This window comes from Flavobacterium riviphilum, from assembly GCF_055231795.1.
Window position 1 is genome coordinate 1 of sequence record NZ_JBUYSY010000015.1, and the last position, 14,430, is coordinate 14,430.

Annotated in this window: 12 protein-coding genes; 7 read left to right on the top strand and 5 right to left on the bottom strand. The window is 34.0% G+C overall.

All coding sequences use genetic code 11. The features are described from left to right. Window positions 1–209: 209 nt before the first annotated feature. Complete coding sequence (locus ACZIX2_RS11970; RefSeq protein ID WP_342692391.1) at window positions 210–422, top strand: hypothetical protein; 213 nt, start codon at window positions 210–212, stop codon at window positions 420–422. Further along, window positions 407–727 (top strand): type II toxin-antitoxin system RelE/ParE family toxin, encoded by a 321-nt coding sequence (locus ACZIX2_RS11975; RefSeq protein ID WP_463340326.1) that lies wholly within the window; start codon window positions 407–409, stop codon window positions 725–727. The genes ACZIX2_RS11970 and ACZIX2_RS11975 overlap by 16 nt, the downstream gene beginning before the upstream one ends. A 207-nt stretch (window positions 728–934) precedes the next feature. On the opposite strand, the gene ACZIX2_RS11980 is transcribed toward ACZIX2_RS11975, so the two are convergent. Then, complete coding sequence (locus ACZIX2_RS11980; RefSeq protein WP_463340327.1) at window positions 935–1,471, bottom strand: hypothetical protein; 537 nt, start codon at window positions 1,469–1,471, stop codon at window positions 935–937. A 374-nt stretch (window positions 1,472–1,845) separates the two neighbouring features. On the opposite strand from ACZIX2_RS11980, the gene ACZIX2_RS11985 reads away from it, so the two are divergent. The 5 genes from ACZIX2_RS11985 (at window position 1,846) to secDF (ending at window position 11,666) form a co-directional block, all read left to right on the top strand. Continuing rightward, on the top strand, window positions 1,846–3,471 hold the full coding sequence (locus ACZIX2_RS11985) for an amidohydrolase (protein WP_463340328.1): 1,626 nt from the start codon (window positions 1,846–1,848) through the stop codon (window positions 3,469–3,471). 196 nt (window positions 3,472–3,667) lie between these two features. Then, window positions 3,668–5,344: an asparagine synthase B gene (gene asnB / locus ACZIX2_RS11990; protein WP_463340329.1), complete on the top strand. Its 1,677-nt coding sequence runs from the start codon at window positions 3,668–3,670 to the stop codon at window positions 5,342–5,344. Window positions 5,345–5,540: 196 nt separating this feature from the next. Further along, window positions 5,541–7,481: a DNA topoisomerase (ATP-hydrolyzing) subunit B gene (gene gyrB / locus ACZIX2_RS11995; RefSeq protein ID WP_463340330.1), complete on the top strand. Its 1,941-nt coding sequence runs from the start codon at window positions 5,541–5,543 to the stop codon at window positions 7,479–7,481. 53 nt (window positions 7,482–7,534) lie between these two features. Next, window positions 7,535–8,470, top strand: coding sequence for a malate dehydrogenase (gene mdh, locus ACZIX2_RS12000; protein ID WP_463340331.1), 936 nt, complete (start codon window positions 7,535–7,537; stop codon window positions 8,468–8,470). A gap of 220 nt (window positions 8,471–8,690) precedes the next feature. Then, the gene (secDF, locus tag ACZIX2_RS12005) at window positions 8,691–11,666 is read left to right on the top strand and encodes a protein translocase subunit SecDF (RefSeq protein WP_463340332.1); all 2,976 of its coding nucleotides are present in this window, start codon (window positions 8,691–8,693) and stop codon (window positions 11,664–11,666) included. A gap of 465 nt (window positions 11,667–12,131) precedes the next feature. Here secDF and ACZIX2_RS12010 read toward each other — a convergent pair whose 3' ends face one another. From ACZIX2_RS12010 to ACZIX2_RS12025, 4 genes are all read right to left on the bottom strand, one after another. Beyond that, window positions 12,132–12,398 (bottom strand): transposase, encoded by a 267-nt coding sequence (locus tag ACZIX2_RS12010; RefSeq protein ID WP_463340333.1) that lies wholly within the window; start codon window positions 12,396–12,398, stop codon window positions 12,132–12,134. Window positions 12,399–12,444: 46 nt separating this feature from the next. Then, window positions 12,445–12,795 (bottom strand): hypothetical protein, encoded by a 351-nt coding sequence (locus ACZIX2_RS12015; RefSeq protein WP_463340334.1) that lies wholly within the window; start codon window positions 12,793–12,795, stop codon window positions 12,445–12,447. Next, window positions 12,792–13,073, bottom strand: a complete 282-nt coding sequence (locus ACZIX2_RS12020) for a hypothetical protein (RefSeq protein WP_463340335.1) — start codon at window positions 13,071–13,073, stop codon at window positions 12,792–12,794. Before ACZIX2_RS12020 ends, ACZIX2_RS12015 begins: the two co-directional genes overlap by 4 nt. Before the next feature lie 69 nt (window positions 13,074–13,142). Further along, complete coding sequence (locus ACZIX2_RS12025) at window positions 13,143–13,256, bottom strand: hypothetical protein (RefSeq protein WP_463340336.1); 114 nt, start codon at window positions 13,254–13,256, stop codon at window positions 13,143–13,145. Window positions 13,257–14,430: the final 1,174 nt, after the last annotated feature.

The following is a 14,430-nucleotide window of genomic DNA, read 5'->3' on the forward strand; positions in this document are numbered from 1 at the left end:
ATATGCGTCAGAGCGGAGGCCAGGAATAACAACATTTTGGATTGGTATACAAAAATTTAATTCCGTAATGCAAGGATGGAAATTATTCCAAGATGTGTCCAGACGGTAGGCTCCTCCCGGGGCTAGCAGGGATTATTTTGATTTTTTGGGAAGAAATGGAAAAGTTGTTGAAACAAAATTTGTATTTTTGATTTTTAAAACATAAAAAGATGAATGCTATTGAGTTAAAGAGAGAATTGCATAGTTTTATAGATCAGGAAGATGATAAAACTGTGGAAATGTTATACCAAATGGTACAGTCTTACAGGATTCAAAAAAGAAAGGACAAAATGATCGCCGAAGGAGAAGAAGACATTAAAAACGGTCGTTTGTATAGTCTTAAAGAAGCTAAAGAAATTATGGATAAATGGGAAACCAAATAATTGTTCAATTAACGTCAAGAGCCTTAAAAGACTTGCAAAAAGTTAGAGGTTTTAATGATTTGCTTTATGGTGTTTCCAAGTCAAAAGAAATGATTAAAACAATTTTTGAAACCATCGAAATTTTAGAAAATCCTGATGTAGATTTTACGGAAATTGGTGTGATAGATGAAGATTTTGTTCATTTAAAATATGAGTACCGTAAATTAATAACAAGTCATTTTAAAATAACGTATCGGAAAAATAAAAGTAAAATATATGTAGTTCGTATATTTGACACAAGGCAAAATCCAAATAAAAACAAATAGAAAACCGTTTGAAAGCAACGGTTTTTTTGTGCCTCATTTAAGAGGTGTTAATCGAGATTTGACAAGGGGTTAAGGTGATGTGATTCTTGAACGATCAGATGAAGGGGACTTTTTCTTATCTTAGTAAGACCATATATCCGCATAATCGAGATATGTCATCTATAAAAATTAATAATATTCAAGAAACAAATTCAAGAAGTCAATTTATTAATCTCTTTTGAATACATCTTTTGGAATTCCTTCAGTAAAAATAGCAACATATTTATTAAAGTCATCTTTACTTATTATTGGATAATTCAAAAGAATAAAACTATTCTTAGGATTGTTTTTTTGATAAAGTACCAAATACTCAATATTTAAATCAGGTTTTAAATCTGGAATATCTATATAGCTGCTTTCTGAATATTTATTTTCAAATTCTTCATTGTTTGCTAGAAAAACATATTTTACATCATTAGAACCAGTACCTCCTCTCAGTGAAAATTTATTAGATATAAAATAATTAGTAATTTTTCCTTTAGAAAGCGAATAATTTGCACTTAAAGCATTAAAAGATATATTCTCTTGATAATTGTAATAGGATAAAAAAAATGCTCCAAAGATTAAAAGAAATAGAATTACTTTTAACTCATTATTTGTATTCTGGAAATTTCTATACAAATAGTAGCTTGTACAAATTGCAAATAGTAACATTGCAATAATAAATATAATAGTGTGGTTATTTAAGTTACTTATATCTTTCATTTTAATTATTGTTTAAGTTTAACCTCTGCGAAGTCCCTGACTACGAAGTCTCCTGAACTTTTTTAAATCTTAATTTAAAGCAGTAAATCTAATAAAAGTCTCTCAACTTTTTCCGAGAATGCCTTTAGAATTTTAGTCTATTTCTAGTGTTTAAATACGAAACTAATCGCTCTATGAAATCCTCATTATAGTAACAACTCCATTTTTAGCAATCAGACTAAAAGTATTTTAAACTTTACTTTTCCTTATCTTAGCAAGACCAAACCCTATTTCAAAAATATGAAATCGCCACTAACAACAAGTTTGTTGAAAACAAACACCGATAAGTAAAAGGCAATACCATATATGACCTCTAAAAAACAAAATTTACATATATGAAATCAATTGCTCTGTTTTTTGTATCCCTATTCCTCTTTTCTTGTTCATCTAGCACACAGACAGAAGTGGATACGCTTGTGACCAATGCCACCATTTATACCGTAAACGCTGCCTTCGAAAAAGCTTCTGCTATGGCCATTAAGGATGGGAAAATCCTAGCTATCGGAAATACGGATTCGCTACTGAAAAAATATACTTCCAAGACCATTTTAGATTATAAGGGAAAATTTATCTATCCTGGATTAATAGATGCACATTGTCATTTTTATGGCTATGGACTAACCTTACAAGAAGTAGATTTAAGAGGCACCAAAAGCTTCGAAGAAATAATCACTCGCCTAAAAGCGTTTCAAAAAGCAAAAAATCCAACATTTATTGTTGGTAATGGCTGGGACCAAAACGATTGGGCGGTGAAGAAATTTCCATCGAAAACAGCACTCGATGCCGCTTTTCCAAATATTCCTGTGGTGCTCAACCGTATTGACGGACACGCCATAGTAGTGAATTCCAAAGTGCTGCAAATGGCTGGAATTACCGCCAAAACCAATGCCGATGGCGGACAAATTGAACTTCAAAATGGTGAACCAACCGGAATTCTGATTGACAATCCTATGGAATTGGTGTTTAAAATCATTCCAAAACCCAGCCGCAAAACACAAATCGCCTCCCTTTTGGATGCCGAAAAAGTAATGTTTGATTATGGCTTGACTACAGTCAATGACGCTGGATTAGATCCTGATATTATTCATTTGATAGACAGTTTGCAACAAGCGGGAAAAATGAAAATCAATGTCTATGCGATGATTACAGCAAATCAAAAAAATATGGATTTGTATTTCAAAAAAGGAATCTACAAAACCAACCAATTGAATGTGCGTTCTTTCAAAATGTATGGCGACGGCGCTTTGGGGTCCAGAGGCGCTTGTATGCATAAACCGTATTCGGATAGTTCTAAACAATTTGGAGCGTTGTTGTCTCCAGTGCCTCAATTGAAAGCGGTAGCACAGCAAATCGCCAATTCGCCTTTTCAACTCAATACGCACGCCATCGGAGATTCGGCCAATACTGTTTTGCTAAAAATTTACAAAGAAGTATTGACGGGTAAAAAAGACCGCCGCTGGAAAATTGAACACGCACAAGTAATTCAAGAATCCGATTTTGATTATTTCAAACTCGGAATAATTCCTTCCGTTCAACCCACACACGCCACTTCCGATATGTATTGGGCGGGAGATCGTTTAGGGAAAGACCGTTTGAAAAATGCTTATGCCTATAAAAAACTACTCCAAAAAGCAGGTACAATAGCTCTAGGTACCGATTTTCCTGTGGAGGAAGTCAATCCTATGCTTACGTTTCACGCTGCAGTAGCACGTCAAGATGTAAAAGGATTTCCTAAAAATGGTTTCCAAATTGAAAATGCTTTGTCTCGCGAAGAAACCTTAAAAGGAATGACGATTTGGGCAGCTTACTCTAATTTCGAAGAAAAGGAAAAAGGAAGTTTGGAAGTGGGCAAATGGGCAGATTTTGTGGTTTTTGATGCCGATTTGATGCAAGTTGAAGCTAGTCAGATGGTTAAGTTTAAGCCTTCAAGTACATTTATTAAAGGAGCGAAACAAAAGTAATTGCAATTGCAAATAGCTTTCGATTTACAGATTTTAAGCGATTCTTCTTGTTGAATCGGTTTTGTATTTCATATTTTACTTAAAAATCGATTTTTAGTTATAATTTATAACTAAAAATCGATTTTGTGTTTTCTATTTATATCTGTTATAGCATCTTTGCTTCATCAAATTAAATAATCAGAATAAAAATATAGTTATGTGCGGAATTGTATGTGCCTTTGATCTAAAACAGAAATCAGAAATCCTAAGACCTCAAGTCTTAGAAATGTCAAAAATTATCCGCCACCGTGGACCAGATTGGAGTGGGGTTTTTAGTAATGAAAAAGCGATTTTGTCTCACGAACGTTTGGCTATTGTTGATCCAGCTTCAGGAAAACAACCCTTATTAAGTGAAGATGGGAATTTGATTTTGGCTGCCAATGGCGAAATTTATAACCACCGCGATTTACGCAAACAATTTGAAGGTAAATATCAATTCAAAACCGAAAGTGACTGCGAAGTAATCTTGGCTTTATACAAAGAAAAAGGAGTTGATTTTATTGATGAAATGAATGGAATCTTCGGATTTGCTATTTATGATGTGGCCAAAGACGAGTACTTTGTGGCTCGCGATCATATGGGAATTATACCTTTATATATAGGTTGGGATCAACACGGTACTTTTTATGTAGCGTCTGAATTGAAAGCATTAGAAGGCTATTGTACCAAAATAGAGTTGTTTCCTCCAGGGCATTACTTGTCCAGTAAAGATGGGGAGTTTGTACAATGGTACAAAAGAGATTGGATGGAGTATGATGCGGTAAAAGACAATGAAACGAGTATTCCGGCTATTAAAGAAGCTTTAGAAGCTGCGGTTCACAGACAGTTAATGAGTGATGTTCCTTATGGGGTATTACTTTCCGGAGGTTTGGATTCTTCAATTACTTCTGCAATTGCCAAAAAATATGCTCAAAAACGTATTGAGTCAGATGATCAAGTGGATGCTTGGTACCCACAATTGCACTCGTTTTCTGTAGGATTAGAAGGTTCGCCAGATTTAGCTGCTGCTCAAAAAGTAGCGGATCATATTGGAACAATTCACCACGAAATTAAATTTACTATTCAAGAAGGATTAGATGCTGTTCGTGATGTGATTTACAACCTAGAAACCTATGACGTTACTACTGTAAGAGCGTCAACTCCTATGTGGTTAATGGCAAGAGTTATTAAATCAATGGGAATTAAAATGGTATTGTCTGGTGAAGGTGCCGATGAGTTATTTGGAGGGTATTTGTATTTCCATAAAGCACCGAATGCCAAAGAATTTCACGAAGAGAACGTTCGTAAATTAGGTAAACTGCATATGTACGATTGTTTGAGAGCGAACAAAAGTTTAGCGGCTTGGGGAATTGAAGGACGTGTACCGTTTTTAGATAAAGAATTTATGGATGTTGCCATGCGTATCAACCCACAAGATAAAATGATCAACAAAGAGCATCCAATGGAAAAATGGGTAGTTCGTAAAGCCTTTGAAGACATGTTGCCAGAAAGTGTAGCTTGGAGACAAAAAGAACAATTCAGTGATGGTGTGGGGTATAGTTGGATCGATACCTTGAAAGCTGTTGTTGCTGAAGAAGTAACGGATGAACAATTGGCGAATGCTAAATACAAATTCCCATTGCAAACACCTACATCAAAAGAGGAGTATTATTACCGTTCGATTTTCGCAGAACATTTCCCAAGTGATGCAGCGGCTTTGTGTGTACCACAAGAAGCTAGTGTGGCTTGTAGTACCAAAATCGCTTTGGAGTGGGATGAAGCATTTAAAAACTTAAACGATCCATCAGGTAGAGCGGTTGCCAATGTGCACGACGATGCCTATGTTAAATCATAACTATATTTGAGTTAGTTTTATATAGTTTTTTATGGAAACGCGTTCTTTTTAAGGCGCGTTTTTTTTGTTTAGGGTATTCAACTATAAATGTTGATAACTTAAGTGCTTAAAAAGGCTTTTTGAGGCTATTTTACCTTCTGCTTTTGTATATTTGCGTGTCTTAGAAAAAATACACATTTTATTACAACATTTATATATGAGCGAGGAAGTTAAAAAGAACAATTATTCAGCAGATAGTATTCAGGCGTTAGAAGGAATGGAGCACGTAAGGATGCGTCCATCGATGTATATTGGAGATACTGGAGTAAGAGGTTTACATCATTTAGTATATGAGGTAGTCGACAACTCAATTGATGAAGCTTTAGCAGGTCATTGCGATACGATTTATGTTGCAATAAATGAAGATAATTCCATTACTGTAGAAGATAATGGACGTGGTATTCCTGTAGATTTACACAAAAAAGAAGGTGTTTCTGCTCTTGAGGTGGTTATGACCAAAATTGGTGCGGGAGGAAAATTTGATAAAGATTCTTATAAGGTATCAGGGGGACTTCACGGGGTTGGGGTGTCTTGTGTTAACGCACTTTCTGACCATTTAAGAGCAACGGTTCATAGAGATGGTAAGATTTATGAACAAGAATATGAAAGAGGTAATGCGTTATATCCTGTAAAACAAATTGGAACTACAGATAAAAGAGGTACCATCGTTACTTTTAAACCCGATGGAACCATATTTACTCAAACCCTTGAGTATTCTTACGATACGTTGGCGGCACGTTTACGCGAATTGTCTTTCTTGAATAAAGGAATTACAATTACTTTAACGGATAAAAGAGAGGTTGATGATAAAGGAGAGCCACGCCGAGAAACTTTTCATTCAAAAGAAGGGTTAAAAGAATTTGTTAAGTTTTTAGATGGGAATCGTGTGCCAATTATTGGACATGTAATTTCTATGGAAAACGAAAAAGGTGAAATTCCAGTTGAAGTAGCTTTAATTTATAATGACAGTTATTCTGAGAATATCTTTTCCTATGTAAATAACATCAATACGCATGAAGGAGGAACGCATTTGCAAGGATTTAGAATGGGGTTAACCCGTACCTTGAAAAAATATGCAGATGCTTCTGGATTGTTAGAAAAGTTAAAATTTGAAATTTCAGGGGATGACTTCCGTGAAGGTTTAACTGCAATTATCTCGGTAAAAGTAGCAGAACCACAATTTGAAGGTCAAACAAAGACTAAGCTTGGAAATCGTGAAGTAGTTTCGCCTGTTTCTCAAGCAGTAGCCGAAATGCTTGAAAATTATTTGGAAGAAAATCCAAATGATGCTAAAATTATTGTTCAAAAAGTAATTTTAGCAGCGCAAGCCCGTCACGCAGCTAAGAAAGCCCGTGAAATGGTACAACGTAAAACCGTAATGGGTGGCGGTGGATTGCCAGGAAAGTTATCGGATTGTTCAGAGCAAGATCCAGCACGTTGTGAAGTGTTTCTTGTAGAGGGAGATTCGGCGGGTGGAACAGCAAAACAAGGTCGTGATCGTGCCTTCCAAGCGATATTGCCATTGCGTGGTAAAATTTTGAATGTGGAGAAAGCCATGCATCATAAAGTGTTTGAAAATGAAGAGATTCGAAATATTTTTACAGCTTTAGGTGTTACTGTTGGAACAGAAGAAGACAGTAAAGCATTGAATCTTTCTAAACTACGTTATCATAAAGTAATCATCATGTGTGATGCCGATGTTGATGGTAGTCATATTGCCACATTGATTTTGACGTTCTTTTTCCGATTCATGAAAGAATTGATAGAAGAAGGCCACGTGTACATCGCGGCACCACCGTTATACTTGGTGAAAAAAGGGAATAAAAAAGAATATGCATGGACTGATTTGCAACGCGACCAAGCCAATGAAAGAATGGGAGGAAGTGCTGCTATTCAGCGTTATAAAGGTTTGGGAGAGATGAACGCTGAACAATTGTGGGAAACCACTATGGATCCAAATTTTAGAACCTTGCGTCAAGTAACTATTGAAAGTTTAGCCGAAGCAGATCGTATTTTTTCTATGTTGATGGGAGACGAAGTTCCGCCACGTAGAGAATTTATTGAAAAAAATGCTGTATATGCCAATATAGATGCCTAAATTAGTGCATTGATAAATTCAATCAGTTTTTTAATAAAATAAAATAATTTAAAATGAAAGTTACCATTGTAGGAGCAGGAAATGTAGGAGCAACCTGCGCAGACGTAATTGCCTATAGAGGGATTGCTAGTGAAGTAGTATTATTAGATATAAAAGAAGGTTTTGCAGAAGGTAAAGCTATGGATATCTCACAATGTGCTACTAATACTGGATTTAATACTAAAGTATCAGGAGTTACAAATGATTATTCAAAAACAGCCAATAGTAATGTAGTGGTGATTACCTCAGGAATTCCAAGAAAACCGGGTATGACTCGCGAAGAATTAATTGGTATCAATGCCGGAATTGTAAAAACAGTTGCGGATAATATTTTGGCACATTCGCCAGAAGCAATCGTAGTTGTGGTTTCTAATCCAATGGATACGATGACTTATTTAGCTTTAAAAGCAACAGGATTACCAAAAAATAGAATTATTGGAATGGGGGGAGCATTAGATAGCTCTCGTTTTAGATATTATCTTTCAAAAGCACTAGACGTTCCAGCTAATGATATAAAAGCTATGGTAATTGGAGGTCACGGAGATACTACAATGATTCCTTTAACTCGTTTAGCGTCGTATAATGGAATACCAGTGTCGCAATTCGCTTCTCAAGAAGTATTGGATAAAGTGGCAGCAGATACTATGGTTGGTGGAGCTACGCTAACTGGTTTGTTAGGTACTTCAGCATGGTATGCTCCGGGAGCATCAGTAGCATACTTAGTAGATAGTATTTTGAATGATCAAAAGAAAATGATTGCTTGTTCTGTAATGTTAGAAGGAGAGTATGGACAAAACGACATTTGTATCGGTGTACCTTGTATTATCGGTAAAAATGGAGTTGAACAAATTGTTGATATTCAATTAAACGAAGCTGAAAAAGCAGCTTTTGCTAAGAGCGCAGAGGCAGTTAGAGCAATGAATGGAGATTTGAAATCTGTTTTAGCATAATAATTCGTTAAGTTTTGAAGAAAAACTGCAGAAGTGCAGTTTTTTTTTTGAGATTAATCTATAAAAAAATTGGTTAATCTTTTCGTTAATGATATATTTGCTCGGTTTAAAAAAAATGACATAATTCGAGATGTTTTTTTTGTTTTAAAAAACAATGTCAAGGCTTATTTTATTGGGATTTAAAACAAAGAGAAAACACAATAATTAATTTTTAGTAATAATGCAGAATAAAGGACTAATTAAGTTTTTCGCAATTCTATTTGCATTGGTAAGTATTTACCAACTTTCATTCACATTTGTGTCCAACAAGATACAAAGTGAAGCAAAAGCTTTCGCAGGGGGTGACTCTATGAAAGAAGTAAAATATCTTGATTCTATTGGAAAAGAGAAAGTTTTTAATCTTGGATTTACTGATTTTACCTACAACGAGGTAAAAGACAAACAAATCAATAAAGGATTGGACTTAGAGGGGGGAATCAATGTTATTCTTCAAATTTCAGTAAAAGATATCTTAAAAGGATTGTCTAACAATTCGAAAAACCCTGTTTTTAATAAATCTTTAGCAGACGCTACAGCCAATCAAAAAGGAAATCAAACTTATTTGGATGCCTTTTTTGAAGCTTTTGAAGCCAATGCAAAAGGAACTACAAAATTAGCTTCTCCAGAAATTTTTGCAAACAGAAGTTTACAAGGTGAAGGTGGTGTAGATTTTCAAATGACCGATGCTCAAGTACAAAAAGTAATCAAAAGAAAAGTAAACGAATCTGTTGAAAGTGCTTTTGGTGTATTAAGAGAGCGTATCGATAAATTTGGTGTAACACAACCAAACATCCAAAAGTTAGGAGAGTCTGGAAGAATTCTTGTAGAGTTACCTGGAGCTAAAGATGTAGATCGTATCAAAAGATTATTGCAAGGTAAAGCAGAATTGCAATTTTGGGAAACCTACAAAATTGAAGAGATTGGTAATTTCTTAATGGCAGCTAATGATGTTTTGAAAAAAACAGAAGTTGCTAAAGTAGAAACTAAAAAAGTAGCTAAAGATACTTTAAGTGCTTTGTTGACGGATGAGAAAGATTCTACGGCTGCAAAAGGTGGAAAAAACCCATTGTTTGATAAATTAATTGCTCAAGGTGGTGGACCAGTATTAGGAATGTTTTCTCCAAAAGATACTGCTGTAATCAACGGATATTTGAAAAGAGCTGATGTTAGAATTCTATTGGCTGGTGAACAACGTTACGCGAAGTTTGTATGGGGTAAACCAACAACTATTGCTGATGTAAAAGCTAAAGATAAAAAAGTAGATGCAGTTGAATTGTATGCATTGAAAGGAAACCGTAATGATGCCCCTTCTATGGCTGGTGGTGTAGTTACTGATGCTATGGATACTTTTGACCAAATGGGTAAACCTGCAGTTTCTATGCAAATGAACTCTAAAGGTGCTAAAGAATGGGAAGAATTAACTGGAAGAGCTTATACTTCTAAAGGGTATATAGCAATTGTTTTGGATAATGTAGTGTACTCTGCACCGGGTGTTTCTAGCGGACCTATTTCAGGAGGAAGATCTGAAATTTCCGGAAATTTTGACATCACTGAAACTAAAGATTTAGCTAACGTTTTGAGAGCGGGTAAATTGCCTGCATCAGCTGATATTGTTCAATCTGAAGTAGTTGGTCCATCTTTAGGACAAGAAGCTATTGATAACGGAACAACGTCTGCAATTGTTGGATTATTATTGGTATCACTTTGGATGATGGTGTATTATGGTAGAGCAGGTTGGTATGCTAACTTGGCTTTGGCTGTAAACTTGTTGTTCTTGTTTGGAATTTTAGCAAGTTTAGGTGCGGTATTAACTTTGCCTGGTATTGCAGGTATCGTATTGACAATGGGTACAGCAGTAGATGCGAACATCATTATCTATGAAAGAGCCAAAGAAGAATTACGTGCTGGAAAAACATTAAATGAAGCAGTAATTGCTTCTTACAGCTGGAAAGGGGCAATGCGTTCTATCGTTGATGCCAACGTGACTCACATTTTGACTGGTGCGGTGTTGTTTATTTTTGGATCAGGACCTATTAAAGGTTTTGCAACAACCTTGTTAATTGGTATCGTAACCTCTTTATTTACTTCTATTTTTATTGCTAGAATTTTTATCGATAAAAATATCAATACCAAAAACAATTTAACTTTCGTAACTAATTTCTCTAAAAACTTCTTTACGAATTTCCACTTTAATTTCTTAGGAATTAAAAAATGGTCTTATGTGTTCTCGGCTATTGTAACTGTGGTTTCTATTGTTTCTATTGCTACTAATGGTTTCGATCAAGGAGTGGATTTCGTAGGAGGTAGAACCTTCCAAGTTCGTTTTGAAAAACCAGTACAAGCAGAAGAAGTTAAAGAAGAATTGACTAAAGTATTTGGAAGTGCTGAGGCTAAAGTATTTGGTAATGACAATCAGTTGAAAATTACAACTAAATACAAAGTTCAAGAAAGCGGAAGTGAAGTAGATGAAGAAGTAAACAAAATGTTATATGACAACTTGAAGAAACATTTTTCTGCAGATGTAACTTATGACAAGTTTGTCAATGCTTATGATGGTAAAAAGGTAGGTATTCTTCAAGCTTCTAAAGTTGGTCCAACCGTTGCAGAAGATATTAAAACTAACGCTTATTGGGCAGTTTTAGGTGCAATGCTTATTGTAGGATTGTATTTGGTAATCAGTTTTAGAAAATGGCAGTATAGTTTAGGAGCTCTTGCAGCAGTAGCACATGACGTGATCTTTGTTTTGGGAATCTATTCATTATGCTACAAATTCATGCCATTCGGAATGGAAATTGACCAACACTTTATTGCAGCAATCTTAACTGTAATTGGATATTCTATGAACGATACAGTAATTGTATTCGACAGAGTTCGTGAATTCTTAGATGGTAAGACTAAAGGAAACTTCAGTGAAATTGTAAATAACTCTATTAACTCAACCATGTCAAGAACTATCAATACGTCCTTAACAATGATTGTGGTGTTGTTAATCATGTTCATCTTTGGTGGAGAGTCTATCAGAGGATTTATCTTTGCTATGTTGATTGGTATTATAGTAGGAACATATTCTTCACTGTTTATCGCAACACCTGTGTTAGTAGACACTATTTCAATTGCAGATAAAAAATTAATTGAAGAAAGACACAACGAAATCTAAACTATAGTTTTTTTTTCATCTATAAGGATGCATCGAAGGATGCATCCTTTTTTTTGGTATGTCGGGCATGGTCTTTTTCTAGTTTAAAGAGAGTCTTTGTACGCCTCGAGTTGATTAACAGTATTAATGATTGGCATTGGTGTCTTTCGTGAAGTAGAATCAGTTAGAAGTCATATGAAAAATAAAGATTCTGACAAACAGAAATCTAATTTAACCCTAATTCCGCATTAGAAACCTCCTACATCTAATTAGGGTATACCGAAAAACTCAACACCCAAATTCAGTTTTAAATTTACCACTGTTGAAGTTTAACTTTTTAAAATATTATTGACTTAGATAAAGATGAGTCAAGAATATTTTTTTTTAATAGAAATAGTTTTTTCTAAAACACTCATATACTACTTTTCATAGAAGTGCTACCTGAGCCAATTTGACTAGGTTAAGCACTAATATAATACTGGCTATCTAAGATTCGCTTGTATCAGACAGTCTTGCTTTGATTCGGTCTAAACCATATCCAGTCTTAGCTTGTCCAAATTTTGCTTCTATTGGGTTGCGTTCTCCAGGGCTTACTTGATTTGACAATGCCTTTTGAGAAGGTCTTCCCAAAGATTTGGCCTTGCGAAGAATTCTGTTTTCTTTCAAATAGGCTCTGTTTTCTCTGTTGCAATATATTTTGTCGGCTAAAACTTCTTTGGGGTAATATCCGAATCTAGTTTTGTATTTTTCCACGCTGGCCTTCAATCGAGTGCCTACATTAAAAGCATCCCAAGATAAGTCATCTAAAAAAACTTAGACAATCCACCATTGATAGCTTTATTATTGAATCAAATTCTACCTTGGTTTTGGCTTTACCTCTAACAATGGGGCGGACATGAGGTTGATAAATACTGACTAAGCGTTGATCTATGTTGTGTGTTTTATTCTCATACATCTGCTTTTGTTGGTCATACAAGTGCTGAATAACCAACAAGTATTTGTACTCTTTTTTCGAAAAAGGGATGCTCTCAAAGGTGTCTAACAGCAAGTGAATAGACTGAATGTTTCGCTTGAGATAATTCAACTTTTTTTGATGGTTGGCATGGCGTATTTCTTTTCTGCTTTTACTCTTCTTTTGATCTGTTTTCAAATATTCTTTTCTTGCTTTCTCTCTGTAGTTCCTTGGTTTTTTTCCATTGATGATCTACTGAATAGTAAATCCATTAGTTCTTCCGATTTTTCACGACTATCATTCAGTAAGTCTAAATCAGTCGGATAAGTAATATCTTGTGGGCAAGCTGTGGCATCTAAAATAAGACTTCCTCTATGAGATTCCTCGTCATTGTCATTTTTCTTGACTTGATTTGATGACTCTAAATCTTTTTTTATCTTAACAATTAGTTCGTTTATGGAGTTGATTTGTTCCAATCTCAATCGCTTGAGAAATTCTACAAATAAAAAAGCATCGAAAGGGGGGGCGTCTGTAAATGAAGAATATCAAATAAAATATTGCATGAAGATATTTTTACTGATTTGACCAACCGTTTCTCTGTCATCTAAATCACAAAGGTGTTTAATGATTAAGGAACCTACAACAATTCTTAAATTCATAGCCGTCCGACCTGTGGATTTTTCTGTGACTTCCTGCCAATACTATTCACATATTTCATCCCAAGGCAGAAGTCTCGATAGTACAACCCAACGGTTACTCGAATTTAATTTTCTATCAAAAGGACTCTCAAATCCTTTAATTATAATCTGTTTAGGACTAATGTATTTAGGTACAGGTGCACGCTTTTTGAGGGGGTTTACATATTTACTTGCACTTAGATACTCAAATATAGTATTATACTATTGAACTTCAAAGTAGTTAGAGTTTTTCAGTAGACCCTAATTACTTCTTTAAAACCAAGAAATTTTTTCATGCGTTTATATTTTATTTTTTTGAGCTCAAGATACGCTTTGATTGGTTCTCTCATTTTAAATTAAAAATACAAAAGTATTAGCTCAAGTGTTTATGTACTTAAGGTATTGGATGAACGTTTTTTCCTTTTTCAAAAATAGTTCATGAGCTAATGCTTTTATTGAATAATTCAGTTTTGTTAAGAAGTCTAATGTAGATTTTGGGTTTAACTTTAAGACTTCTATTCTTTATGATAAAAATTATGGGGTAATAATTCTATAATGTAAGAAATGTCGATTTTTTATATGAATTAATCAGCCAATGTATTAATGATTTTTAGTAAAATGTACTTTTGTTATGTTTTAAAAAATTTTACATATAATTTGAATTTACTATATAATTATTCCTATTAATTTAATTAATGATTAATAATTGTATTAAAAATTACGTTTTTATTCTATTTGACTTCTATTTCCCCGATTACAACCTAAACAATTAATAAAAAAATTATTAAATAATTGTTAATTTTTTTTTTTTTTTGTTTGCTTAAGTAAATTTTGTTTGTAACTTTAATATTTGAAAATCAACGATATAAAGCTTGTTTTTTCTGTTAAAGTGTTTTTTTTAGCTTTTCAAGTGAAAATATTCTTATTTTTTTATATATAATATAAGGAGGTTAATTTTTTTACTTTTTAAATTTTTTTCTTGTATTTGTTCTTTTTTTTTTTTTGAATTTGGATTGAAGCAGATCTGTCTCATCCTATTTTAACTTAATGTATTTTCTCAATAATATTTTGTTATAGATTTTTTTAGTTGTAAAGAGTACCCTAATTATCTTTTTAGTTTTACGTTTTTGCTTTCATTTTTACTTGTAAAGTGATA